This is a genomic window from Halocynthiibacter styelae, from assembly GCF_016123485.1.
GTDB lineage: Bacteria > Pseudomonadota > Alphaproteobacteria > Rhodobacterales > Rhodobacteraceae > Halocynthiibacter > Halocynthiibacter styelae.
In genome coordinates this window covers 281,334-304,633 of record NZ_JADCKQ010000004.1, presented here as the reverse complement: position 1 = coordinate 304,633, position 23,300 = coordinate 281,334, and the positions used below count along the sequence as shown (strand labels likewise).

The window sequence follows — 23,300 nt, the reverse complement described above, 5'->3', positions numbered from 1 at the left end:
AGAAAATGCGTATCAAATGTCCCCTGTGTGGGGAACGCGACCGTCGCGAATTTTACTATAAAGGCGCGGCCATTGATCTGGCCCGTCCGGCCCCTGATGCGGGCGATGTTGCTTGGGATGACTATATTCACAACCGCGAAAACCCAGCAGGTCGCACAAAAGACCTATGGCAGCATGAAATGGGCTGTAGCGCCTGGCTTGTGGTGGAACGCAACACTGTAACCCATGAAATCTACGGCGTTGAACTTGCGGAAAACGTAAAGCGGGGGATGAAATAATGCGGATCAGTAATAAAGGTCTGATTGATCGCAGCACCGCAGTGTCTTTCACGTTTGACGGTAAGACAGTGGATGGTTTTGCGGGTGATACCGTGGCCTCAGCCGCACTTGCGCAGGGGCGCAAAGTCTTTGGCCGCAGCTTCAAATATCATCGTCCGCGTGGTGTGATGACCACAGGTTCCGAGGAACCAAATGCACTCGTCACCCTGCATTCCGGTGCGGCACAAGATCCCAATATCCGCGCCACCACCCAGGAAATCTATGAGGGGCTTCAGGTGCGCGGGCAAAATGCCTGGCCCTCTGTTGATCGTGACCTGATGGGTGTGAACGATCTGTTTGCGCCGTTCTTTGGCGCGGGGTTCTACTATAAAACCTTCATGTGGCCCGGTGCCCTGTGGGAAAAACTGTGGGAGCCGATGATCCGTCGCGCCGCCGGTCTTGGTGCGCTGTCTGGCGAAGATGACACATCACGCAATGAAAAGGCCTATGCCTTCTGTGATCTCCTGGTGATTGGGGCAGGGCCTGCAGGCCTGATGGCGGCTTTGACCGCAGCACGCGCCGGGGCTGATGTGATTTTGGCAGATGAAGATGCGCGTCCTGGCGGGCGGCTTTTGCTGGAAGATGAGGAAATCGACGGCAAGCCCGGCCATGTCTGGGCGGCAGATATCACCGCGGAGCTGATGGGCATGGACAACGTGCGCGTCATGACCCGGACAACCGTGACCGGCGCGTTTGATCAGGGCACTTACGGCGCGCTTGAACGTGTGACGCAGCATATCGCGGCCCCCTCCGACGACATGCCGCTTGAATGTTTCTGGCGTATCGTTGCGAAACGCGCCGTGCTGGCGGCGGGTGCGCTTGAGCGCTCTGTTGCCTTCGCCAATAACGACCGTCCCGGCATCATGATGGCGGGTGCTGTGCGTGGGTATCTTAACCGTTACGGCGTGGCCGCAGGTCAGAAAGTTGCGGTCTTTGGCAACAACGACAACGCCTGGAAAACTGCGCGTGATCTTCAGGCAGCAGGCGTGGAGATCGCCGCGCTGATCGACAGTCGCAGTGATGTCACACCGCAAGGCGACTTCCCGGTGATCACCGGCGGTCTGGTCAGTGACACCCGTGGTCGTGGTGCGCTTAAGGAAATCACCGTGCAATCGGCATCTGGCGAACAGAAAATCGCGGTGGACTGCCTGGGCGTCTCCGGCGGCTGGAACCCTTCTGTGCATATGCTTTGTCACATGAATGGTCGCCCCGCCTGGGATGAAGCCACGCAAAGCTTCCTGCCCGTGGATAACATGGTGCCTGGCCTTGCCCCTGCTGGGGCCGCTGCTGGGCATTTCAGCACCCAGGCGGCGCTTGAAAGTGGGATCAATGAGGCAAATCAAGCCCTTACAGATCTTGGCCTGAACACCACAGACACCAAAGCCCCGCAGGCCGAAGATGGTGCCTATAACATCACGGGCCTTTGGGAAGTACCCCATGAAAGTAAAGGCTATAAGCGTGCCTGGCTTGATTTCCAGAACGATGTCTCCACCAAGGATGTGCGTCTGGCTGCGAAGGAAAATTATGCCTCGGTCGAGCATATGAAACGTTACACCACTCAAGGCATGGCGCCGGATCAGGGCAAAAACTCCAACGTCAACGCACTGGCGATTTTGGCCGATGCCACCGGTCGTGACATCCCGACCACCGGCACCACAACCTTCCGTCCACCTTATGTTCCGGTCTCACTGGCGGCGCTGGGGGCTGGCGCGCGGGGCAAGGGCTTTGCGCCCGAACGCTTTGTGACATCTCACCAGGCCACCGTGGATCGCAACGCCCCGATGATTGAGGCAGGCCTTTGGTATCGCCCCAGTTACTATCCCCGCCCGGGTGAGAAAACCTGGCTGGAAAGCTGCAACCGCGAAGTCATCAGCATTCGCAACGCCGTTGGCGTCACCGATGTATCGACCCTTGGTAAAATCGACATTCAGGGTCCGGACGCAGGCGCATTCCTTGATTTCGTCTATACCAATATGTTCTCGACCCTGAAGGTCGGGCGCGTGCGCTATGGTCTGATGCTGCGCGAAGACGGCCATGTCATGGATGACGGCACGACAGCGCGCCTGGGCGAAAACCACTATGTGACCACCACCACCACGGCCGCGGCCGGGCAGGTGATGAAACATATGGAATTCGTGCATCAGGCGCTGTGCCCGGATATGGATGTGCGCTTTATCTCGGTCACGGAACAATGGGCGCAGTTTGCGGTCGCCGGGCCGAAATCGCGTGAACTTCTGAACACTGTGCTGGACGATAAAATAGACAACGACAGCTGGCCCTTCATGGCCTGCGGCGATGTCACCCTGTCTGGCGTCAAAGGGCGTTTGTTCCGTATCTCGTTCTCTGGCGAACATGCCTATGAAATCGCGGTGCCCTCCCGTTATGGCGACGCGCTGTTCCGGGATCTTGTGTCACGTGCCGAAGTCCTGGGCGGCGGTGCCTACGGGATGGAAGCCCTGAACGTGCTGCGCATCGAAAAGGGCTTTATCACCCACGCTGAAATTCACGGTCGGGTTACGGCCTTTGACATTGGCATGGGGCGTATGGTGTCGGGCAAGAAAGATTGCATCGGCAAAACCGCATCTGAACGTCCGGGCCTGCATGGGGATCACCGCGAACAAATGGTCGGGCTGAAACCGGTTGATGCCGGGCAAAACCTGTCCAATGGTGCGCATCTGTTCTTCGCAGATGATGACATCACCGCCGACAACAGCCGGGGCTATGTCACCTCGGTTGGCTATTCGCCGACGCTGGACACATATCTGGCGCTGGGCTTCCTTGAAAACGGACCAGCCCATTACGGCAAAAAGATCCGCTTTAAGGACCATCTGCGTGGCATCGACACAATGGTCGAAGTCTGCAATCCCGTGTTCCTGGACCCAGAAGGAGGGCGCTCTCGTGGCTGAACTCATTGCTAAAACACCCTGCGACGGGCTGTTGCCGATCACATCCGAAACGGTTTCTCTGACCGAACTGACGCCATCTGCGATCACATCTTTCATGCCGTACAAAGGTCGCGAAAAAGCGGCTTCAACGGCGCTGAAGAAAGCCTGCGGCATGGCATTGCCTGGCCCAAATGAAGCCAGCGGAACGGAAGGCGCACGCGCGATCTGGTCTGGTCGGGGGCAGTGTTTCATTCTGGATACCGGCGTGCCGGCGGATCTGGCGACTGAAGGCGCGATCACTGATCAATCTGATGCCTGGGCCGTGATGCAACTGGCAGGCGCTGGGGCACAAGATGTGCTTGCCCGCCTGGTGCCGGTTGATCTGCGCCTGGCTGCCTTTAAGCCGGGGCAGACCGTGCGGACCGAAATGCAGCATATGATGGCCTCCATCACCCGCAGTGGCGACACAAGCTTTGACATCATGGTCATGCGCAGTTTTGCCAAAACCGCCGTTCATGATCTGCATGAGGCGATGAAATCTGTCGCTGCACGGGGTTAACGGGCCTTAACAGGGTCTGAAACTGCCGCGCGCGTGATATGCATAAAGTGTGCATAGGATGTGCATGGATTGTGTATGCGATATTCACCCCATTTGCCCCTCTCGACAGCGGGGGGCAGATCGGGGATACTGACGTCCGATCAACGCCCGGATAGTGACCCGACATGAGCCTGCCCCACGGTTTTCTCGATGAATTGCGCACCCGCACCTCGCTCTCGCAGGTGGTCGGGCGTAAGGTCATGTGGGATCCGCGAAAGTCCAATCAGGGCAAGGGCGATATGTGGGCGCCGTGCCCCTTCCATCAGGAAAAAAGCGCGTCTTTTCATGTAGATGATCAGAAGGGCTTTTATTACTGCTTTGGGTGTCATGCCAAGGGTGACGCGATTTCCTTTGTCCAGGAAACCGAAAATGTCGGCTTTATGGAATCGGTCGAAATCCTCGCCCGTGAAGCCGGAATGACCATGCCCCAGCGCGATCCGCGCGCCCAGGAAAAGGCCGATCGGCGCACATTGCTTGCCGCTGTGATGGAACAGGCCGTGCAGTTTTTCCGTCTACAACTGCGTACAAACCAGGGTGCAGAGTCGCGAAAATATCTTGAAAAACGGGGGCTTAGCGAAGCTGCGCAGGATCGTTGGGAAATTGGTTATGCCCCCGATGTGCGTCAGGCGATGCTGCAACATCTGCGCGATAAAGGCGTGGATGATCAGTTGATTATTGATGCCGGACTTTGTGCCCGCCCTGATGGCGGCGGCGCGCCTTATGACCGTTTTCGGGGCCGCATTATCTTTCCGATCCGCGATCACCGGGGCCATGCCATTGCCTTTGGTGGCCGTTCCCTGGATCCGAATGCACGCGCTAAGTATCTGAATTCGCCTGAAACTGTTCTATTCGATAAAGGCCGCAGCCTGTTCAACGTCCGTGCCGCACGCGAAGCGGCTGGCAAAGGGCAACCCCTGCTGGTGGCCGAAGGTTACATGGATGTAATCGCCCTCGCTGAGGCCGGTTTCACCGCCTGCGTTGCCCCGCTTGGTACTGCGATCACCGAAAACCAGTTGCAGATGCTCTGGCGCATTTCACCGGAACCGATCATCACCCTTGACGGTGACACCGCCGGTCAACGCGCTGCAATGCGCCTGGTCGACCTCGCGCTGCCCCTGCTGGAAGCGGGCAAAAGCCTGCGCTTTGTCATCATGCCAGAAGGCCAGGATCCGGATGATCTGCTGAAGGCCAAAGGCGCGGCTGCCATGCAGCAACTTATTGATAATGCTCAGCCAATGGTCGAACTACTCTGGCAGCGTGAGATTGAAGGCAAGGTCTTTGACAGCCCCGAACGCAAGGCCGCGCTGGACAAAGCCTTTGCGGATGCCGTGGCAAAAATTCAGGATGAAAACCTGAAATTCCACTACAGCCAGGAATTGCGTGATCGCCGTTTTCAGCTGTTCCGTCCGCAACGCAAACAAAACGACTGGAAGCCGAATAACGTTTTCCGACCTGGTGGGAAATTCGGCAATAATATTGCCCCGCGTCCTTCCAAAAGCGCCAAAGACAGTTTCCTGGCGACGAAGAACGCCAGCCCTATCACCCGCAGCATGCGCGAGGCCATGCTGCTGGTTGTCGGGTTGAAACGCCCGGAACTTGTCCTTGCCGCACTGTCACAGCTTGAACGGATGCAGTTTTCATCTGATGCGCATGAAGTGTTAAAAAACAGCCTGTTACACCATGCACAGGATTACGCTGACAGGCCGGATGACCTGATGGAACGGGTGGAATCAGAGATTGACCCGATGATCCTTGAACAGGCCGGGTCGCACACCCATGTTAATCTGGCGCGGCGCATTCTTGAGAAAAGCACATCCTTTGATCTGCGCGATGCGTTTGGAATGGAACTTGCCAAGCTTGCTGCGAAAGAAGGGCAGGGGCTTGAGGTTGAGGAAGCTGAAGAAGATATCACCGCGGATATTGTGGATGAAGGTCTGACCTGGCGTCTGGCCCAGGCATCCGAGGCCATGAACCGTGCGCAGAGAGGCGAAACTGAGGATAAGGCAGAGTACCACACTGCTAACAACGGTATGGCACTCTCGCGTGATGAACTGAAACATCGGGACAAGCTTTTTGCAAATATTGTCTTCGAAAACCCAAAAAACCGTCGCTGACGCCCTCTGTGGTTAGGAAAGCGTAAATTAATCGCGGTAAACACCTTGCGAATCATCGCTTCACAGGATTGATTCGGAATAAGCGAATCATTTGATCGCACCGACGGCCTTTTCACCGGGCCGTTTTTGCGTTCGCAGCACTTTCAGGGAGCCCACATGGCCGCTAAAGACACCGACCAGAAGTCATCCGATAAGGAAAACGCCCATACGCTTGATATGAGCCAGGCTGCGGTCAAAAAGATGATCGCTGAAGCGCGTGAAAAAGGTTACATCACCTACGACCAGCTGAACCAGGTTCTGCCACCTGAACAGGTGTCTTCTGAGCAAATCGAAGATGTGATGTCGATGCTGTCCGAAATGGGTATCAACATCATTGAGGATGAGGAAGAAGAAGAAGACAAAGGCGCAACCGAACTGGTGACAACTGCCGGCAACCGCGAAGTTGCCCTGGCTGAAACCGGCACCGAAAAGCTGGATCGCACCGACGATCCTGTGCGGATGTATCTGCGTGAGATGGGCTCTGTTGAGCTGCTGTCCCGCGAAGGTGAGATCGCGATTGCGAAACGGATTGAAGCCGGCCGCAAAACAATGATCCTCGGGCTTTGTGAAAGCCCGCTGACATTTCAGGCGATCACCATCTGGCGTGACGAACTTCTGTCCGAAGACATTCTGCTGCGCGATGTGATCGATCTGGAAACCACCTTCGGCGATCAGATGGGTGATGACGAAGAAGATGAACCGGTGGTTCCCGCCGTCAACGTTGATGGCGCGGCCAAGCCCGAGAAAAAATCATCTGAACCAGAGGTCGATGCCGACGGCAATCCGATCCTGAACAATGATGACGACGATGACGACGATGATCAGGCCAACATGTCGCTTGCGGCCATGGAAGCGGCCCTGAAGCCGAAGGTTCTCGAAACGCTTGACCTGATCGCGCGTGACTTTGCGCTGCTTTCTGACATGCAGGATCTGCGGATCTCCGCGACCCTGAATGAAGATGAAAGCTTCTCTAAGAAAGAAGAAGATAAATATCAGAAGCTGCGCTCTGAGATCGTGGAACTGGTGAATGAACTGCACCTGCACAATGGCCGTATTGAAGCGCTGATTGACCAGCTTTACGGCATCAACCGTCGTATCATGTCTATCGACAGCAACATGGTAAAACTGGCGGATCAGGCGCGCATCAACCGTCGCGAATTCATCGAAGCTTATCGTGGTCGTGAACTTGATCCGACCTGGCTTGATGAGATGAAAGAAAAGCCGGGCCGTGGCTGGCAGGCGCTGATGGAACGTTCCGAAGGCAAAATCGAAGAACTGCGTTCCGATATGGCCCAGGTTGGTCAGTATGTTGGTCTTGATATTTCTGAATACCGTCGCATCGTGCAACAGGTTCAGAAGGGCGAAAAAGAAGCGCGTCAGGCCAAGAAAGAAATGGTCGAAGCCAACCTGCGTCTCGTGATTTCCATCGCCAAGAAATACACCAACCGTGGCCTGCAGTTCCTGGATCTCATTCAGGAAGGTAACATCGGCCTGATGAAGGCGGTGGATAAGTTCGAATATCGCCGTGGTTACAAATTCTCTACTTATGCGACCTGGTGGATCCGTCAGGCGATCACCCGTTCCATCGCGGATCAGGCGCGGACCATCCGTATTCCTGTGCATATGATTGAAACCATTAACAAACTTGTGCGCACCGGTCGTCAGATGCTGCATGAAATCGGCCGTGAACCGACACCTGAGGAATTGGCAGAAAAGCTGCAGATGCCTTTGGAAAAAGTGCGCAAAGTGATGAAGATCGCGAAAGAGCCGATCTCTCTGGAAACGCCAATTGGCGACGAGGAAGATTCACAGCTTGGCGATTTCATCGAAGACAAAAACGCAGTTCTGCCGCTGGATTCTGCCATTCAGGAAAACCTGAAAGAAACCACAACCCGCGTGTTGTCTTCCCTCACCCCGCGTGAGGAACGTGTGCTGCGGATGCGCTTTGGCATCGGCATGAACACCGACCACACCCTGGAAGAAGTCGGTCAGCAGTTCTCGGTAACCCGCGAACGGATCCGTCAGATTGAGGCGAAGGCGCTGCGAAAACTGAAGCATCCAAGCAGAAGCCGCAAACTGCGGTCATTCCTTGATCAGTAATTTTCAAAACGCCCCCGCAAGGGGGCGTTTTTGTTTTGAGTATTATTTTTCAATTTAATTGCAGGCACTTAAGTTGCGTTGTCGCTCTGTTGTCGCGTCAAAGGTGGCCCCAATTTGCGCGATTGCATCTCGCAGGCTGTTATCGGTCGGAAACAAATGCCCATAAACGTCATACGTGATCATGATCGAGCCATGGCCCATAATGGTTTTAAGATACATCGGTTGCACCGCGGCTTCGATGAACAAACTTGCAGCGGCATGGCGCAATGAGTGCGGTGGAAAATCCGGTTTACCTTCACCGGTCATGCCCAAAGCTTCCATCACAGGCATGTAAAGCCCCTGCCTAATTTTTTCAGCATGGAATAGGCCCTGCGCACCGCGCTTGAATATCAACCCTTTGCGTGGTGCGTCCAGGTCTGGCGTCATTCCATATTTCCACCGATAATTGATAAGCCAACTCTTATTATTCGGGCTGGTGGCATCTGCCATGGTTTTGGCTTGAAGTTGTTGATAGGCAAGCATCTCCAGCAAGGCAGCTTTGATCCGGCCCGACATAGGAACTTTGCGGTTGCCCGCTTTAGTTTTTGGCTTAGTTATCCCATCAATTTTTGAGCAACTTTGCCGCACGGTTATTGTGTCAGTGTCAAGGTCGACTGCATCCCATTCAAGCGTCCCAATTTCTCCAGAACGCAAGCCTGCAAAAATTGCCAAATTAAAATAAACGCGCCGAAGCAAAACCGCACAGGTCTTTTGGTTTAAGTGGTCATTGGAATTTACAAACTCAAGAATTTTTCCGATCTGGCCACGGTCTGGAAAAGCTTCCCGGCGTTCTTTTGGCGGCAAAGATATTCGATGGCCAGCCAATGGATCGACTTTGAGCCAGCCGCGTTTCAGTGCCAGATCCAAGACAACCCTTAACTTGCTGAACAAGCCACGCACGGTATTTCCAGAAAGACTTTCCGACAAATCGCTAAGAAAAGTCTGTACCATTTCGGCTGTAATTTCAGAGACACGTAACTGAGCAAACGCATCGTTGATGTAACCTATCCCGTCCATAGTCGAGCCATTGCATTTGTTTGAACTGGTGCTGTCTTCACTGCCCGCGCTGGGCAATGCCCTTTGTTCAACATGCCGGATTTAGGATTATTACTGGATTGTCGCGCTGTGCTTTTGTGTCCCGTACCTATGGAGACTCTTAGAGTGTCCTACCAGTCGGACAGGCTCAGGCCCGAAAATGGCCCAAACGTCCTACCTCGTAGGACAGGGTTTTGTTTTTTTTGGTGGCCTTTTGCCTCTTTTGACCGGGTATTCCTGCCCCGGTTGCCATTGCAGAAACTCGCAGGTTGCGGGCTTGCGATCTGGTGTCGCCGTGTCAGTCACACGCCATTCCGAGGCGTTGCCTAAACCTTGCGCCCCCAATGCCCCGACACGTACCGGGAACGCGAACCCTTTGGCCTGTAGCTCGTGCATGGCCCGTGTCGCCGTGTCCTTGCTACATCCGAGGTATTCCGCCGCCTCACGCACTGACAGGCTGAATTTGCCATTCTGTGAGCCGTGTGGCCCCGCCCGCTTCTTCATCATAGGGAACAGCGCCTTTGCATAGACATTCAGGGCAACCCATGCGGGCGCGTCCGTTGTGCGAAACAACAAGGGCACAAAGCCAGACAGCTTTTCGTTTCGCTTGTCGCGGCCCATTCAAATTATCCCGTGCTTGTTGCGTCGCCGCCTGCCTGCTTTTCCAGCCAAGTGTTGAGTTTTGCTTTATGTGCGCAGACCTTCGCGCCGATTTTGAAAGTCGGCAGGTTGCCGATCTTAGGCAGGTGATAAATCTGCGTTGCTGTCATTCCGAGGTGGGTAGCGATTGCCCCCGCCCCATAGAGCAGATTTGCCTCTGTCATGGCGTTCTCCTCTGGTGAAGTCCAGTCAGCCTGTTGTCGCGCTCTTGTCGCCGCCAACCGATATAACGATCTGATAAGTGATTGATTTTATTGCAACCTGTCTAATTGTCCTGCAAAAAGAAAAGGGACGCTCGGCACGCCCTTAAGTGATTGTTTTATATGCGATTATTTTCAAAAATCCACACTTGTCAGTTGTTCGTTTGCGGAACCATTGTGAAAAACATGAAGTATTATTTCCCCTTATTTTTTATGCCGTTGGCTACAACATTTGGCTACTTTCTGTTTTCGGGAGTTTATGTTCACGCGGTTCTTTGGGGAGATCAGGGACGGTTTAGTGTCTGTGACGCAGAGCGCCCCATCGAAATTACAGTTAGGAATATGACGTTCAATTCTTTGGAGAATGTTGAATTAGAACTAGAGCTTTGGCAGGGTAGTGATACTGCCAATCATTTTATAGTCTTAGGGCAGTATGGAAATATCCGGATTGATCGCTTAGTGCCTTCTTTTCAGTCTGAAACATTTTGTTTTGATGACAGGTTATTTGCTCAGTTCAGGGAGCGTTATCAAGACAATACCCAAGGTGCGGCAAGCCTTCTGGCTGCATCCGCAAGGCAGATGGAATTCTGGAGTTCGGAATATATCCCATATTTACTAAGATATACCGTAGTTGCAGATTTGAAGGATTGGGAATTTGTGAACGACTGAACCGGATCACTCGTGATCCGGTTTGCGCCCGACCCGCCCCATGGGCGGGTCGGGCGCAAACCTTTATTGTACTCCGCAACAAAACCCGCTTAACTCAGCCCTATGGACCTGCACCGAGCCTTTAGTCTGCCCGACAACCCTATCGTTGTTTTCGACGGGGAATGTGTGCTCTGTCCCGGGTTTTTCCGCTTCCTGATGAAACACGACACAGACCAGAAATTCCGTTTCATCATCGCGCAATCTGATCTCGGTACACAGCTCTATCAGGCGCTGAACCTGCCAACGGATGATTATGAAACCAACCTCGTTCTGACGCGCGGGCAGGTCTTTACCCATGCAGATGCATTCGCGGCCGCCATGCGCGATCTGGGCTGGCCCTGGCGCATCGCGGCGGCCATTCTTTATGCCCCGCGCTGGCTTAAGACCCCGCTGTACCTGAGGGTTGCCCGCAATCGCTACCGCATTTGGGGGCGGCATGAACACTGCATGATCCCTGACGCCAACCTGCGCGCCCGGTTTATTGAGGGCGGTTTTGAAAGGATTTGAAATGAAAAAATTACTTGCTCTGACCTTTTCGCTCTGTGTGGGGCCAGCCCTTGCCTGCGGGCCGTCTGCGCCGCTTGCTGCCGATGTTCTGCTGTCCTGCAAAATTGAGGGGCGCGATCGTGTTCTCAGCGTGTGTGCGGCGAACGGGCAGGCGTATTATGTCTATGGCGCGCCGGATCAGCTGCCGGAACTTGAATTGATCACGCCCTTGCGCGACGTTGATGTCACCCCCTGGCCCGGTGTCGGCGGGTCCATCTGGGAAGAGATGATTTTCACTAATAATGACGTCGAATACGTCGTCTGGCAGAGCGTGCAGCGCGACCCCGAAAATACCGAACACTCTGGCGGGGTGAATGTACGTGAAAAAGGGGCTGAGACCGATCTTCTGGCCTCTCTGACCTGTGATCCCGCAATATTGTTTTCGGAGGCCGGGATTTTCGCCTTTTCTGATGCGAAGATCGCCAATGGTCAGAAATGGGATCTGAATCAACATATTTGGGTGGAAAGGCCGTGATGCAAAACCGTTTCACGGTGCATACCCATGGGCCGGGTCTTTATGAATTTACCGATGATATCCGGGGCTGGCTGTCGGGGCAGGGCGATGGGTTGCTGACGCTGTTTGTGCGCCATACTTCGGCCAGCCTGCTGATCCAGGAAAACGCTGACCCTGAGGTGCAGACAGATCTGCAGAACTTCTTTCACCGCCTTGTGCCGCCGACGTCTGATCCGTCCATGTCCTATCTCACGCATACCTATGAAGGGCCGGATGATATGCCCGCCCATATCAAAGCCGCCATGATGCCTGTCAGCCTGAATATTCCGGTCACTGCCGGACAGATGGTCCTGGGCACCTGGCAGGGTGTGTATCTGTTTGAACACCGTAACGCGCCCCACCGTCGTCAGGTGGTGGCGCATTTCACGGCGGGCTAGGGCAGCACTTTGCCAGGGTTCATGATGTTCTGCGGATCAAGTGCGGCTTTCACCGCGCGCATGGCGTCCAGGGCCACAGGGTCTTTCTGACGGGCCATGGACGGGCGTTTGGATGTGCCAATGCCATGTTCCGCGCTGAAGGATCCATTCAGTTCTGTGACCAGATCCTCGACCACTTCCATCACTTTGGTTTTCAGGGCGGGCGCGATGCCATTGCGGTTGTTTTCAGGCAGAACGCCATAGTGAATATTGCCATCCCCAAGGTGGCTTACAATCGTTTTCCGCATACCTGGCACAACAGAGGCAAGACGTTTTGCAGCCTGATCCAGGAAGGTTTCCACCTGATCAAGAGGAACTGAAACGTCGAAATCAATTGCGGGTCCGTCAGAAGTCGCCACTTCATAAGCGCTTTCGCGGATATGCCAGAAGGCGTCGCGCTGGCTGTCGTTCTGGGCGATGGCGGCATCCAGAATATCACCGTTTTCAAACCCGTCAGTCAGGACGTCTTCCAGCAGGTTTTCGATCAGGGGCCGGCCATCATCGCCGGGACGGGCCAGCAGTTGTGATGTAGCCCCCAGTTCGGTCAGGATGTTCACAGCCCCTGGCGTTTCCAGTGGCAGGGTGCGGTCCGGGTTCAGGTTCTGATATCCCTGCATGTGGTTTTCGGGCATGAATTCAAATGCTTCAACCGCGCCGCCGCTGGCATCCTGAAGCTTGCGCAGCAAGGTCAGGGCGGCCGGCAGTGACGCCACCGACAGCAAAGCCGTGGCGCGCGCTACAGGGGCAGGATGCAGTTGCAAGACAGCGCGGGTGATGATGCCCAGGGTACCTTCGGCACCGATTATCAGATCTTTCAGTGCATAGCCTGTGTTGTTTTTATAGAGCGCATTCATCAGGTTCATAACGCGGCCATCAGGCAAAACCACCTCAAGCCCCAACACCAGCGCACGGGTATTTCCATAGCGCAAAACATTTGATCCACCCGCGTTGGTGGAAATATTTCCGCCAATCATGCAGGACCCGCGCGCGCCGAAAATCAGCGGGAAGATCAGATCATGTTTCGCAACGGCGTCATGCAGGTTCTGTAGAATAACACCAGCCTGCACAGTGGCTGTGCGGGTCTCGGGGTTGATGTTTTCAATCGCATTCATCCGCGCAAGCGACAGAACGATCTGGGTGGTGTCGGCTGTCGGTGTTGCGCCACCGGCCAGCCCGGTGTTGCCGCCCTGAGGCACAACCGGCGTGCCTGTTTCATGGGCGAGTTTGAGGATGGCTGCGACTTCATCCGTGTTGGCTGGGCGCACCACCGCAAGCGAGCTGCCGATCTTGTCGCCAAAGACATCTGTGTCAAACGCTTTGCGGTCATCATTGCCCGACAATACATATGTGTCGCCGCTGATGTTGCGCAGATTTGTCAGAATATCGGTCATGTATAATCCTCGGATGCCTTGCCGGTGTATTTCGTACGTGCGTCCTGGGGCACGTCGTTTTCTTCATAATGGCCAATGAAAATGCCGACACCGCCACCGGGGACCTTGCCCTGACGCGGGATGATCTGCGCATCGGACATGGTGACGCGCTGGCTCATCCGGCGGCCCCACTGACCAAGGCGGTCATACATCAGGGTGATGATATCTGTGCGATCATCTGATCGCCCCAGGTCGTTGTATTCTTCAGGATCGTTTTCCATATCAAACAACATGGGGGCAAAGCCGCCTTCTGCATGCATGAATTTCCAGCGTTGATCCGTTACCATGAACAGGCGGGCATCGGTGGGCGAAAGTCCCAGTTCCGGGCACATAGGTGTGCAGGAGAAATCATATTCGCTGACCGCCCAGTCGCGCCAGTCCGGTGTCTCGCCACGTAGCCAGGGCAGAAGGGAGTGTCCTTCGCAGATGTGATGCGGCACGTCCCCGCCCGCGACCTCAATGAAGGTGGGTAGCAGATCAATTGCCTCAACCAATGCGTCACAGGTTGCACCGCGCAGGGCATCGGGTGAGGGGTCATAGATGATCAGCGGAACCTTCACGGATGGTTCGTGGAACAGGTCTTTTTCGCCCAGCCAGTGATCGCCCAGATAGTCGCCGTGGTCCGAAGTGACAACGACCATCGTATCTTCCATGCGGCCGGTTTCTTCCAGATATGCAAACAGCCGGCCCATCTGGTCATCCGCCTGTTTGATCAGGCCCATATAGGCCGGGATCACCTTTTCGCGCACTTCATCCCGGGCAAAGGTTTGGCCGATCTGATTGTTCATGAAGGCATTATAAACCGGATGCGGATCCTGGTGTTCGCGGGGGGATTTCTGTGCGGTTACAACATGTTCCGGCCCGTACATATCGTGATAGGGCGCGGGCACAATATAGGGCCAGTGAGGTTTGATATAGCTGAGATGGCACAGCCAGGGGGTATCGCCCTGGGCCTCAATGAACTTCATCGCTTCGCCCGTCAGCCAGGGCGTTTCGCTGTCTTCTTCGCGGATGTTTGCAGGTTTGTTGGCGTGTTCCATAAACCAGCCCGACGCAATATTTCCTTCGTGAATACCTGCGTTTGCAAATTCCGCCCAGGGGTTGTCACCGGGGTATCCTTTTGATTTCAGGTATTCATTATAGGGCGACCGGTTCTGGTCATAAAACCCTTTTGGCCCTTCGGCCCAAAGCCCGTCATCACGCGCCCAGATGTCAAAACCGCATTCTTCCTGACGCGCGCCAATCACACTGTCCGCCGACAGGCCCAGCCGTTTCATACCTTCTACATCGGCCTTCATATGGGTCTTGCCGATCAGGTGGCATGACATGTTATTTGCACGCAGATGATCGCCCATGGTCATTTCGCCCACGCGCAGGGGAAAGCCGTTCCATTGCGCGCCGTGGCTTGATGCGTAGCGCCCGGTATAGGTCGACATGCGCGAGGCACCACAGACCGGCGATTGCACATAAGCGCGGGTAAATCGCGTGCCTTTTGCGGCCAACGCATCAAGGTGTGGGGTGTGTAAATGGGGGTGCCCGGCACAGCTGAGATAATCAAACCGCAGCTGATCAAACATAATAAACAGGATGTTCTTTGCGGCTGATTTTGTCATGTGATCTCTCCCCTTGTCGCATTTGTGGCACAGGGAAAGAGGCGCGGAAAGAGCCTATACGCTGCGTCGTTCTGCGCAGGCCAGCATTTTTGCGGCGGCAACGCGAGCGGATGCAGCGGGGTTGTCAATTGCGGCCATGACGGCGGCGACAATCGCCCCCTGTGCCAGGAACCAGATGGTGCGGGCGATTTCATCCGGGTCGGCAAACCCTGCAGCGACCGCAAGGCTGTGGTAATAGGCGATCCCCTGTGCCTGATGGGCGCAGGATTGCTGGTGAACCGGATGGGCCGGATCCTGAAATTCGGCGCAGGCTTTTACAAACAGGCAACCGAAAAAACCTTTCTGCGCGAACCATTCTGCATGGGCGTCAAACACGGCCAGCAGGCGTTCTTCGGGTGTTTCCCCATAGGTTTCAATGCGTGACACCATCCAGGCGCGAAATTCCTCATCCCGCAGTTTAATCACAGCCAGGATCAGATCATCCTTGGTGCGGAAATGATTATAGATCGCCGTTTTGGACACCCCGGTTTCCTTTGCAACCAGATCCATGCCGCTGGCGTGAAAGCCATGGCGGTAAAACACATCAAGTGCTTTGCGGACGAGTTCATCTTTCTTGCTTGGGCGCATGGGGGCTCCTTTGGTCAGTGGGAAAGTACTGAAGTTCAGGGGCGCTGACAAGAAGCTGGGCGGCGGGGATTGACTTTCGTTACTGATCTGTACATTTATATTATAACTTTACAGATCGGTTATCTTTTGAAAGGGGTATCCTATGACACGACCGCCACTTCCGCCCTTCACCCGTGAAACTGCTGCAGAGAAAGTCCGTCTGGCCGAAGACGGCTGGAATTCCCGCGATGCAGCGAAGGTGACCCAGGCCTATTCGGATGATTCCCGTTGGCGAAACCGGAACGTCTTTGTGAAAGGCCATGCCGAGATCGAGGCACTTCTGTCCGGAAAATGGGAGAAAGAACTGGAATATCGCCTGATCAAAGAACTATGGGCGCATGACGCCAACCGGATTGCAGTGCGCTATGCGTATGAATGGCATGATGCGGATGGTCAGTGGTGGCGGTCATACGGCAATGAAAACTGGGAATTTGACGCGGACGGGCGGATGCGCGAACGTCACGCCAGTCTGAATGATCTGAAGATCACGCCGGCGGAACGTCTGTTCCACTGGCCGCTGGGACGCCGTCCGGATGATCATCCGTCACTGTCAGATCTGGGCCTGTAAGGAGTAGTTTCAATGGCTTACCCATATGGAGACATCTTATTCACCGAAGCCGTACAACAATTCCAGACTGCCGCAGGTTCACGTGAAGGCTATGCAAATATGGTGCGCAATCCCGAACGCAACCAGGGCGGTCGCGATATTGGCCCGGATGAAAAGGCCTTTATCGAAGCCCGCGACGGGTTCTATCAGGCATCCATTTCATCGTCCGGCTGGCCCTATGTGCAGTTTCGCGGCGGGCCACGGGGATTTGCCCAGGTGACGGGTGCCAGGACCATCGCCTGGGCGGATCTGCGCGGCAACAGGCAGTATATCTCAGCCGGGAATATTTCGCAGGAAGATCGGGTGGCCTTGTTCATGATGGACTATCCGAACAAAGCCCGCCTGAAAGTGCTGGGTCGCGCAAAGATCCTTTCCGCAGCAGAGGCGCCGGACCTGCTTGAACGCCTGATGTTGCCGGAAATCCGTGGCCATGCAGAGCGGATCATCGAAGTTACGGTTGAGGCGTTTGACTGGAACTGCCCGGCCCACATTCCGCAGCGTTTCACGGTGGAGGAGCTTCAGCCGCATCTGGGACCTTTGCAGGATCACATCGCAAAGCTGGAAGAAGAAAACGCTCGGCTGAAATCCCAACTGGCCCCGGAAAGCGAATGAGATCATGTACAAAGGGCTGAGGCACTATCTGAACTGGCGGGCGTTGCTGATTGCTTTGCTCTGGGCGGCGGTGCCGGTACTGGCCGCCCAGGTTCTGTTGGCAGATGAACTGCCCTCGGGGCGGCCAGGACTGGAGCGGTGCGGCTGCACACTCTGGATGGCGGCACCCACAGGTTTGCGTCAGGGCAATTCTGCAGTCTGAAACAGCTTCACTTTCAATCCGCCATTGGGGATGGGTTTGCCTTCTTTGGCGAATTGCAGCCCAGTGGCCTTTGCCAGCCCGGCGTCAGATGTCACAATCCCCACACGCCAGCCAGAAAACCGTTCCTTCAGGGTTTTGCCAAGGGCGCCATAAAGACCAAACAGAAGCTTTTTATTGCCAATGCGTGTCCCGTAAGGCGGGTTCACGATCACAATGCCAGACGCGCAATCGGGGCGTTGCAGGTCGCTGACCGCGCACATTTTAAACAGCGTACAGTCGCCAAGACCCGCGCGTTCAGCGTTTTTCTGCGACATCTGCACCGCGCCCTGATCGCGGTCAGACCCAAAGAAGCACGCGTCAGGCTGAACCGGGTTGTGGTCTTTCAGTTGCTTAAAAGCGGCCTGATCAAACGTGGTCAGATTTTCAAAGGCAAAACTGCGTGTGCGTCCCGGCAGCAGACCTGATGCCATTTCAGCTGCCTCCAGAATGAATGTACCCGACCCGCACATAGGATCAAGTACCGCCTGGCTGCCGTCATATCCCATGTCATGCAGAAAACCGGCTGCCAGGGTTTCGCGCATCGGGGCCTTGTTCACCGCAACCTTGTGGCCGCGTTTGTGCAGGCTTTCGCCGGTGGTATCGACGCTGAACATGCAGTTGTTATCGTCAATACGCAGTTTCAGGCAGATCCCGGCCTCGGCAGAAATTTCAGCGCCCAGGGTCTCTTTGATCGCAGTCTCAATCCGCTGTTTAGCAGCACCGGCATGGTAGATTTTGGATTTCTTATTGGTGTTGACTTCCACACGGATGGGCTGGTCTGCACGCAGCACGTCATCCCAGGGGAATTTGCGTGCCCGTTTGTCCAGCTGCGCCAGATGGAAGGCGCGAAACCCACCGATCCGGGCCAGAACACGGGTGGCAGTGCGCAAGGTCAGATTAGCACGCCAGACATCGTTCCAGTTGCCTGTGAAGGTTACGCCGCCAGGGGTTTGCTTCGCACCAGAGAAACCTGCCTGAAGCGTTTCGGCCAGCAGAACAGTTTCCAGTCCCGGCGCAATGGCCAGAAAGATTTCAAAATTTGTATCCATGCCCGTGCATAACGTAGGCGAACGAGGCTGGCGACCTCATTTTAACGCTTGTAGCGGGCACAAATACAGTTTTCTAGTTTTCCGAGTGCGAGGGACGGCTGCTATGCCACGCGCCGCCCTTCCACCCAGGTTTCATGCACCACAGGTGTCCCTTTGGCGACGCGGATCCGGATCAGGTCGGCCCGGGCACCAACCTCTATGCGTCCGCGATCAGACAGGCCTGCGGCATCTGCCGGGGCACGAGTGACGGTGGACATGGCACGGGGCAAGTTGCCCCAGATGTCGGCCAGTTTAAAGGCAGACAGCAGCAGGGCGGAGGGAATGTAATCTGAAGATAGAATATCCAGACATTCAGCGCGGGCGCAGTCTTCAGCCGCCACATTGCCGGAATGACTGCCTCCGCGCATAATATTTGGTGCGCCCATCATCACTTTGATGCCTGCGGCGTGGGTGGCTTTTGCTGCTTCCAGCGTTGTGGGGAATTCCGCGAATTTCACGCCCTGATCTACAGAGGCCTTCACATGGGTGAGGTCCGTATCATCATGGCTGGCGAGAACCGCGCCAAGGCGTTCGGCTTCCCTGACACCTTGCGAAATATGATGTTCGGCATGCTTTGCACTGATCATGTAGAGGTTCTCTACATGGGCATCAAACTCCGCCTCAGTCATAGAGTACTTCCCCATCTGATAGGTGCGCAGCTGGTCCAGGTTACGGAACTGGCGCTGGCCCGGAGTGTGATCCATCAGGGATACAATGCCAATCCGATCCTCAGGGGTGAAATCGGCGAATTCTTCCAGCAGGGTTTCGGAACAGATTTCGGCACGCAGGTGCAGAAAGTGACTGATCCGCAGGGCGTTCCGTTCCCGCATCGCCAGAATTTCCGTCGCGACCTCACGGGCATAACGCCCGTAATCGCTTTTTTTACCCGTGGTGATGGATCCAATGCGCAGGGCGTCAAAGACAGTGGTAATCCCGCAGGTCGCGATCTCGCCGTCATGGGCGGCGATGGCGGCGTAATGGGGCCAGTGAACCGACGGGCGTGGGCGCAGGTGGCGTTCAAGATTATCTGTGTGCAACTCGATCAGGCCCGGGGCCAGAATGTCGCCGTCCAGATCATAACCAGACGTTGATGACCCAGATGAGATATCTGCGATCCGCCCGTCCCGGACAAGCACGGATCCGGTCAGTTCACCATCAGGCAGGATGACACGGGCGTTGTTAAAAAGAATTTCAGTCATGGCAGAACCCTGAGGCTGGAGATTGTCGGCTGGCTGTCATATTTCCGTGTCAGAGCAAGTATATGGCACGGGTTATGACAGAATTTAAACGATATGGCATCTACTACGCGCCCGAAGCGGGCGTGCTGGCAGATTTCGGGGCGTCCTGGCTGGGCTGGGACGCGGAGCGCGGGCAGGATGTGGAACACCCCGATATTGGAGTTGCCCGGGAACAGGTGGCGCGGATCACAGCGACGCCGCGCAAATATGGGCTGCATGGCACAATCAAGCCTCCGTTTCGCCTGATGCATGGCCGTGACGAAGCTGAACTGCGCGCTGCATTGGCTGCGTATTGTGCCGGGCAAGCGCCAGTTGAACTGGCGGGACTGAAGCTTGCGACACTTGGTTCGTTCCTTGCGTTGAAATGCGAAGGCGATCAGGCGGGGCTTGCTGCACTTGCTTTTGATACGGTGCGCCAATTTGAACCCTTCCGCGCGCCTTTGAACGAAGCCGAACTTGCCCGCCGCCGTCAGGCAGATCTGTCCCCCCGTCAGGATGTACTGCTGCAGGCCTGGGGATATCCCTATGTTGACGATGAATTCCGCTTTCACGTCACCCTGTCCGGTGCATTGCGATTTGGCGAACTGGTGCGTCTGGAAAAGATTTTGGGCAAGGCGATTGATCCGCTTTTGCCGCGTCCCTTTGTGATGCGGGAACTTTGCCTGTTTGGAGAAGATATGCAGGGGCGTTTTCATCTGATTGAACGCTTTGCGCTGACGGGTTCCAGAGCCTGAAGCAAAGCTTCGGTGGCATGTTCCACGCTGTGGTTGTTACAGATCTCAATTGCCTGAAGTCCCGCAGCCAGCGGGGCTTCGCGTTTCAGGCGTTGGAGAATGTTGGCTTCGCTTTCGCGTCCCCGGCCGGCCAGGCGTTTTGCCCGGACTTCGGGATTGGCGGTCACCAACAGGATCTGAAGATCAGGATAGCGCATTCTGATGCCCGGCAGCGCGGCACGGGAGCCGTTGAAAATCACATCCTGCCCGGTTTCAAGCCCGGCAAGTTCTGATTTTGGGATGCCATAAAACAGCCCATGCGCCTGCCAGGAAAATGCGAACAGATTGTTGTGCATACGACGGAGAAATTCCAGTTCGCTCACGCCCTCAAAAGGTTCATCGTTTTGTCGTTCAGGTCGGGTGACAACCCGCCGGACAAAGTGGATATCCGGGCGTGCCGCCAGGGCACGGGCAAGGAGGGTATCCTTGCCAGCCCCTGATGGCCCAACCAATGAAAACAAACGCCCCGCCATTATGCCGCCCTTTGTGGGGTGAAACCTGTCACGTCCACTTCGCGATCACACACCCGGTCGCGGGCGGCCTCATCATGGAAGATTCCGATGATCGCTGCCCCTCGGGTTTTGGCGGCGTCAATCAGAGACAGCACCACTTCGCGGTTTTTCGCATCAAGGCTGGCGGTCGGTTCATCCAGCAGAAGCGCCGGGTAGTCATGGGCAAAGCCACGGGCGATATTGACCCGTTGCTGTTCCCCGCCGGAAAATGTCGTGGGTGACAGCGACCAGAGCCGTTCAGGAATGTTCAGCATCTGCAATAAGCTGCAAGCTTTGTCGCGGGCCTGATCCGCCGGGGTGCCGATCGCCAGCAAGGGTTCTGCCACCACATCCATTGTTGCGACACGGGGGACAACCCGCAGGAACTGGCTGACATAGCCCAGGGTTTCGCGCCGCAACGAAATGATTTCGCGCGGCTGGGCCGTGGCGATATCCACATCCCCGACCATGATACGCCCGGCATTGGCCAGATAGTTGCCGTAAATCATACGCATCAGCGTGGACTTGCCTGCGCCGGAAACGCCTGTCAGGGCGATGCATTCGCCCGGTGCCACGGACAGTTGCGCGTCTTTCATGACAGGAATGGTCGCGCTGCCCTGATTGTGCAAGACGAAGGATTTTGAAAGGTTTTCGATCCGGATCATAGGGTGTCTCCCGTGGAACGCGCGGAATTTGAGTATTTGGAGCAAGATGAAAAAGCCATGATCACACCTGCAGAACCGAGCTGACGAGCAACTGTGTATAAGCTGCCTGTGGGTCATCGAGAACCTGATCGGTCAGCCCCTGTTCAATCACATTGCCGTCTTTCATCACCATCAATCGGTCTGCCAACAGGCGCACAACTGCAAGATCATGGGTCACGATAATCGCAGACAATCCCATTTCACGCACGAGCCCCCGCAGAAGATCGAGCAAGCGGGCTTGTACGGAAACATCGAGGCCGCCGGTGGGTTCATCCATAAAGACCAGACGGGGGCCGGTGACCAGATTGCGGGCGATTTGCAAACGCTGCTGCATGCCGCCGGAAAAGGCAGAAGGGCGGTCATCAATGCGGCTGTCCGCAATTTCCACCCGGCCCAGCCAGTCAGTGGATGTTTCACGGATATTGCCATAGTGACGCGCGCCCACAGCCATCAGACGCTCGCCCACGTTCCCCCCCGCGGAAACCCCCATGCGCAACCCGTCCCGTGGGTTCTGATGCACAAAGGCCCATTCTGTGCGTGACAGCATCCGGCGTTCAGCCTCGGCCATGGTGACCGTGTCAACGGGGCCGGTCGAAGTGCGGTCATATGTGACGCTGCCTTGATCCGGCGCAAGGTGACCCGCCAGGCAATTCAGCAGGGTCGATTTACCAGAGCCGGATTCACCGACAATGCCCATGACTTCGCCTGGGAACAGATCAAAGTTCACGCCGGTACAGCCAATGCGCGCGCCATAGCGTTTTTCGATGTTTTTAACAGAAAGAAGCGGGGTCATGCGAAGACCTCCTCTGGTTGGGTGCCCTCGGTGCCGATATGGCCTGTGGCGCGGCGGCTTTCGCAGTAATCCGTGTCAGAACAGACATACATGCGTGTGCCCTGATCGTCGGTGATCACCTCATCAAGGTAGCTGTCTTCTGCGCCACACAGCGCGCAGGGGTGTTCGGCTTTGCTTGGGTCAAACGGGTGATCTTCGAAATCAAGGCTGACGACTTTCGTGTAGGGGGGCAGAGCATAAATGCGTTGTTCACGCCCTGCGCCAAACAGCTGAATTGCGGCCATTTCCATCTTTGGGTTGTCAAACTTCGGGATGGGGGACGGATCCATGACATAGCGATCCTGCACCATGACCGGGTAAGCATAAGCCGTGGCAATGGCCCCGTGACGCGCGATATCTTCATAAAGCTTCACATGCATCAACCCGTAGTCTTCCAGCGCATGCATGCGCCGGGTTTCAGTTTCGCGAGGTTCCAGGAAGCGCAGAGGTTCGGGAATGGGCACCTGATAAACGAGGATTTGACCCTCCTGCAGTTCCGTTTCCGGGATGCGGTGGCGGGTCTGAATGATCGTGGCTTCTTCCGTTTTTTCGGAGGTCCCCACATTTGCGGTTTTCTCGAAAAATTTGCGGATCGAGATGGCGTTTGTCGTGTCATCTGCACCCTGGTCGATGACTTTGAACGTGTCTTCCGGGGTTAGTGTGGCGGCAGAGACCTGCACCCCGCCAGTGCCCCAGCCGTAAGGCATAGGCATTTCGCGGCTGGCGAAAGGTACTTGGTAGCCAGGAATAGCCAGGGCTTTGAGCAAGGCACGGCGGATCATACGTTTGGTCTGCTCGTCGAGATAAGCGAAGTTGTAGTCAGACATTATTTCA

Annotated in this window: 24 protein-coding genes; 12 read left to right on the top strand and 12 right to left on the bottom strand. The window is 55.6% G+C overall.

Annotated elements, in window-relative coordinates:
- Positions 1 to 5 precede the first annotated feature (5 nt).
- From H1D41_RS07735 to rpoD, 5 genes are all read left to right on the top strand, one after another.
- Complete coding sequence (locus H1D41_RS07735) at positions 6 to 278, top strand: sarcosine oxidase subunit delta (RefSeq protein ID WP_228848350.1); 273 nt, start codon at positions 6 to 8, stop codon at positions 276 to 278.
- The gene (locus H1D41_RS07730) at positions 278 to 3,223 is read left to right on the top strand and encodes a sarcosine oxidase subunit alpha family protein (protein ID WP_228848349.1); all 2,946 of its coding nucleotides are present in this window, start codon (positions 278 to 280) and stop codon (positions 3,221 to 3,223) included. Before H1D41_RS07735 ends, H1D41_RS07730 begins: the two co-directional genes overlap by 1 nt.
- Positions 3,216 to 3,761 (top strand): sarcosine oxidase subunit gamma, encoded by a 546-nt coding sequence (locus H1D41_RS07725; protein ID WP_228848348.1) that lies wholly within the window; start codon positions 3,216 to 3,218, stop codon positions 3,759 to 3,761. Before H1D41_RS07730 ends, H1D41_RS07725 begins: the two co-directional genes overlap by 8 nt.
- 164 nt (positions 3,762 to 3,925) lie before the next feature.
- Complete coding sequence (gene dnaG, locus H1D41_RS07720; protein WP_228848347.1) at positions 3,926 to 5,914, top strand: DNA primase; 1,989 nt, start codon at positions 3,926 to 3,928, stop codon at positions 5,912 to 5,914.
- Between the two features lie 156 nt (positions 5,915 to 6,070).
- On the top strand, positions 6,071 to 8,053 hold the full coding sequence (rpoD, locus tag H1D41_RS07715) for an RNA polymerase sigma factor RpoD (RefSeq protein ID WP_228848346.1): 1,983 nt from the start codon (positions 6,071 to 6,073) through the stop codon (positions 8,051 to 8,053).
- 54 nt (positions 8,054 to 8,107) lie between these two features.
- Here the strand turns inward: rpoD and H1D41_RS07710 are convergent, their stop codons facing one another.
- The 3 genes from H1D41_RS07710 to H1D41_RS07700 all read right to left on the bottom strand — a co-directional run bounded on the left by H1D41_RS07710 (position 8,108) and on the right by H1D41_RS07700 (position 9,951).
- Positions 8,108 to 9,109, bottom strand: a complete 1,002-nt coding sequence (locus H1D41_RS07710; protein WP_228848345.1) for a tyrosine-type recombinase/integrase — start codon at positions 9,107 to 9,109, stop codon at positions 8,108 to 8,110.
- 192 nt (positions 9,110 to 9,301) lie between these two features.
- The gene (locus tag H1D41_RS07705) at positions 9,302 to 9,748 is read right to left on the bottom strand and encodes a helix-turn-helix domain-containing protein (protein WP_228848344.1); all 447 of its coding nucleotides are present in this window, start codon (positions 9,746 to 9,748) and stop codon (positions 9,302 to 9,304) included.
- Positions 9,749 to 9,753: 5 nt separating this feature from the next.
- Positions 9,754 to 9,951 (bottom strand): hypothetical protein, encoded by a 198-nt coding sequence (locus H1D41_RS07700; RefSeq protein WP_228848343.1) that lies wholly within the window; start codon positions 9,949 to 9,951, stop codon positions 9,754 to 9,756.
- Positions 9,952 to 10,164: 213 nt separating this feature from the next.
- Between H1D41_RS07700 and H1D41_RS07695 the strand changes: the two genes are divergently transcribed.
- The 4 genes from H1D41_RS07695 (at position 10,165) to H1D41_RS07680 (ending at position 12,132) form a co-directional block, all read left to right on the top strand.
- Complete coding sequence (locus H1D41_RS07695) at positions 10,165 to 10,656, top strand: hypothetical protein (RefSeq protein ID WP_228848342.1); 492 nt, start codon at positions 10,165 to 10,167, stop codon at positions 10,654 to 10,656.
- A gap of 102 nt (positions 10,657 to 10,758) precedes the next feature.
- The gene (locus tag H1D41_RS07690) at positions 10,759 to 11,202 is read left to right on the top strand and encodes a thiol-disulfide oxidoreductase DCC family protein (RefSeq protein WP_267473622.1); all 444 of its coding nucleotides are present in this window, start codon (positions 10,759 to 10,761) and stop codon (positions 11,200 to 11,202) included.
- 1 nt (position 11,203) lies between these two features.
- Complete coding sequence (locus H1D41_RS07685) at positions 11,204 to 11,716, top strand: hypothetical protein (RefSeq protein ID WP_228848340.1); 513 nt, start codon at positions 11,204 to 11,206, stop codon at positions 11,714 to 11,716.
- Positions 11,716 to 12,132: a secondary thiamine-phosphate synthase enzyme YjbQ gene (locus tag H1D41_RS07680; RefSeq protein WP_228848339.1), complete on the top strand. Its 417-nt coding sequence runs from the start codon at positions 11,716 to 11,718 to the stop codon at positions 12,130 to 12,132. Before H1D41_RS07685 ends, H1D41_RS07680 begins: the two co-directional genes overlap by 1 nt.
- Here H1D41_RS07680 and H1D41_RS07675 read toward each other — a convergent pair.
- Genes H1D41_RS07675 through H1D41_RS07665 form a run of 3 tightly spaced genes read right to left on the bottom strand, consistent with a single transcriptional unit; the run spans position 12,129 to position 15,841 of the window.
- Positions 12,129 to 13,562, bottom strand: coding sequence for an FAD-binding oxidoreductase (locus H1D41_RS07675; protein WP_228848338.1), 1,434 nt, complete (start codon positions 13,560 to 13,562; stop codon positions 12,129 to 12,131). The two genes, H1D41_RS07680 and H1D41_RS07675, sit on opposite strands and share 4 nt — an antisense overlap.
- Complete coding sequence (locus tag H1D41_RS07670) at positions 13,559 to 15,214, bottom strand: sulfatase-like hydrolase/transferase (protein WP_228848337.1); 1,656 nt, start codon at positions 15,212 to 15,214, stop codon at positions 13,559 to 13,561. Before H1D41_RS07670 ends, H1D41_RS07675 begins: the two co-directional genes overlap by 4 nt.
- A 54-nt stretch (positions 15,215 to 15,268) precedes the next feature.
- Positions 15,269 to 15,841, bottom strand: a complete 573-nt coding sequence (locus H1D41_RS07665; RefSeq protein WP_228848336.1) for a TetR/AcrR family transcriptional regulator — start codon at positions 15,839 to 15,841, stop codon at positions 15,269 to 15,271.
- A 142-nt stretch (positions 15,842 to 15,983) separates the two neighbouring features.
- Here H1D41_RS07665 and H1D41_RS07660 point away from each other — a divergent pair, with 142 nt between their 5' ends.
- Complete coding sequence (locus tag H1D41_RS07660) at positions 15,984 to 16,448, top strand: nuclear transport factor 2 family protein (protein WP_228848335.1); 465 nt, start codon at positions 15,984 to 15,986, stop codon at positions 16,446 to 16,448.
- A 12-nt stretch (positions 16,449 to 16,460) separates the two neighbouring features.
- A complete protein-coding gene (locus tag H1D41_RS07655; RefSeq protein ID WP_228848334.1) occupies positions 16,461 to 17,099 on the top strand; it encodes a pyridoxamine 5'-phosphate oxidase family protein in 639 nt (212 codons plus the stop codon).
- Between the two features lie 180 nt (positions 17,100 to 17,279).
- Here H1D41_RS07655 and H1D41_RS07650 read toward each other — a convergent pair whose 3' ends face one another.
- Positions 17,280 to 18,389, bottom strand: coding sequence for a THUMP domain-containing class I SAM-dependent RNA methyltransferase (locus H1D41_RS07650; protein WP_228848333.1), 1,110 nt, complete (start codon positions 18,387 to 18,389; stop codon positions 17,280 to 17,282).
- Between the two features lie 101 nt (positions 18,390 to 18,490).
- The gene (locus tag H1D41_RS07645; RefSeq protein ID WP_228848332.1) at positions 18,491 to 19,627 is read right to left on the bottom strand and encodes an alpha-D-ribose 1-methylphosphonate 5-triphosphate diphosphatase; all 1,137 of its coding nucleotides are present in this window, start codon (positions 19,625 to 19,627) and stop codon (positions 18,491 to 18,493) included.
- A 74-nt stretch (positions 19,628 to 19,701) separates the two neighbouring features.
- On the opposite strand from H1D41_RS07645, the gene H1D41_RS07640 reads away from it, so the two are divergent.
- The gene (locus H1D41_RS07640) at positions 19,702 to 20,400 is read left to right on the top strand and encodes a DUF1045 domain-containing protein (RefSeq protein WP_228848331.1); all 699 of its coding nucleotides are present in this window, start codon (positions 19,702 to 19,704) and stop codon (positions 20,398 to 20,400) included.
- Here H1D41_RS07640 and phnN read toward each other — a convergent pair.
- The 4 genes from phnN to H1D41_RS07620 form a co-directional block, all read right to left on the bottom strand.
- On the bottom strand, positions 20,358 to 20,912 hold the full coding sequence (gene phnN, locus H1D41_RS07635; protein WP_228848330.1) for a phosphonate metabolism protein/1,5-bisphosphokinase (PRPP-forming) PhnN: 555 nt from the start codon (positions 20,910 to 20,912) through the stop codon (positions 20,358 to 20,360). The two genes, H1D41_RS07640 and phnN, sit on opposite strands and share 43 nt — an antisense overlap.
- On the bottom strand, positions 20,912 to 21,595 hold the full coding sequence (gene phnL, locus H1D41_RS07630; protein ID WP_228848329.1) for a phosphonate C-P lyase system protein PhnL: 684 nt from the start codon (positions 21,593 to 21,595) through the stop codon (positions 20,912 to 20,914). The genes phnN and phnL overlap by 1 nt, the downstream gene beginning before the upstream one ends.
- A gap of 61 nt (positions 21,596 to 21,656) precedes the next feature.
- The gene (phnK, locus tag H1D41_RS07625) at positions 21,657 to 22,427 is read right to left on the bottom strand and encodes a phosphonate C-P lyase system protein PhnK (protein ID WP_228848328.1); all 771 of its coding nucleotides are present in this window, start codon (positions 22,425 to 22,427) and stop codon (positions 21,657 to 21,659) included.
- Positions 22,424 to 23,293 carry an alpha-D-ribose 1-methylphosphonate 5-phosphate C-P-lyase PhnJ gene (locus H1D41_RS07620; RefSeq protein WP_228848327.1) on the bottom strand — a complete coding sequence of 290 codons (870 nt, stop codon included), beginning with the start codon at positions 23,291 to 23,293 and terminating at the stop codon, positions 22,424 to 22,426. The genes phnK and H1D41_RS07620 overlap by 4 nt, the downstream gene beginning before the upstream one ends.
- Positions 23,294 to 23,300 lie beyond the last annotated feature (7 nt).

Coding starts and splice junctions, on each gene's coding strand:
- H1D41_RS07735 (WP_228848350.1), top strand. CDS start 6: ATGCGTATCAAATGTCCCCTGTGTGGGGAACGCGACCGTCGCGAATTT.
- H1D41_RS07730 (WP_228848349.1), top strand. CDS start 278: ATGCGGATCAGTAATAAAGGTCTGATTGATCGCAGCACCGCAGTGTCT.
- dnaG (WP_228848347.1), top strand. CDS start 3,926: ATGAGCCTGCCCCACGGTTTTCTCGATGAATTGCGCACCCGCACCTCG.
- rpoD (WP_228848346.1), top strand. CDS start 6,071: ATGGCCGCTAAAGACACCGACCAGAAGTCATCCGATAAGGAAAACGCC.
- H1D41_RS07710 (WP_228848345.1), bottom strand. CDS start 9,109: ATGGACGGGATAGGTTACATCAACGATGCGTTTGCTCAGTTACGTGTC.
- H1D41_RS07705 (WP_228848344.1), bottom strand. CDS start 9,748: ATGGGCCGCGACAAGCGAAACGAAAAGCTGTCTGGCTTTGTGCCCTTG.
- H1D41_RS07700 (WP_228848343.1), bottom strand. CDS start 9,951: ATGACAGAGGCAAATCTGCTCTATGGGGCGGGGGCAATCGCTACCCAC.
- H1D41_RS07690 (WP_267473622.1), top strand. CDS start 10,759: ATGGACCTGCACCGAGCCTTTAGTCTGCCCGACAACCCTATCGTTGTT.
- H1D41_RS07685 (WP_228848340.1), top strand. CDS start 11,204: ATGAAAAAATTACTTGCTCTGACCTTTTCGCTCTGTGTGGGGCCAGCC.
- H1D41_RS07680 (WP_228848339.1), top strand. CDS start 11,716: ATGCAAAACCGTTTCACGGTGCATACCCATGGGCCGGGTCTTTATGAA.
- H1D41_RS07675 (WP_228848338.1), bottom strand. CDS start 13,562: ATGACCGATATTCTGACAAATCTGCGCAACATCAGCGGCGACACATAT.
- H1D41_RS07670 (WP_228848337.1), bottom strand. CDS start 15,214: ATGACAAAATCAGCCGCAAAGAACATCCTGTTTATTATGTTTGATCAG.
- H1D41_RS07665 (WP_228848336.1), bottom strand. CDS start 15,841: ATGCGCCCAAGCAAGAAAGATGAACTCGTCCGCAAAGCACTTGATGTG.
- H1D41_RS07660 (WP_228848335.1), top strand. CDS start 15,984: ATGACACGACCGCCACTTCCGCCCTTCACCCGTGAAACTGCTGCAGAG.
- H1D41_RS07655 (WP_228848334.1), top strand. CDS start 16,461: ATGGCTTACCCATATGGAGACATCTTATTCACCGAAGCCGTACAACAA.
- H1D41_RS07650 (WP_228848333.1), bottom strand. CDS start 18,389: ATGGATACAAATTTTGAAATCTTTCTGGCCATTGCGCCGGGACTGGAA.
- H1D41_RS07645 (WP_228848332.1), bottom strand. CDS start 19,627: ATGACTGAAATTCTTTTTAACAACGCCCGTGTCATCCTGCCTGATGGT.
- H1D41_RS07640 (WP_228848331.1), top strand. CDS start 19,702: ATGACAGAATTTAAACGATATGGCATCTACTACGCGCCCGAAGCGGGC.
- phnN (WP_228848330.1), bottom strand. CDS start 20,912: ATGGCGGGGCGTTTGTTTTCATTGGTTGGGCCATCAGGGGCTGGCAAG.
- phnL (WP_228848329.1), bottom strand. CDS start 21,595: ATGATCCGGATCGAAAACCTTTCAAAATCCTTCGTCTTGCACAATCAG.
- phnK (WP_228848328.1), bottom strand. CDS start 22,427: ATGACCCCGCTTCTTTCTGTTAAAAACATCGAAAAACGCTATGGCGCG.
- H1D41_RS07620 (WP_228848327.1), bottom strand. CDS start 23,293: ATGTCTGACTACAACTTCGCTTATCTCGACGAGCAGACCAAACGTATG.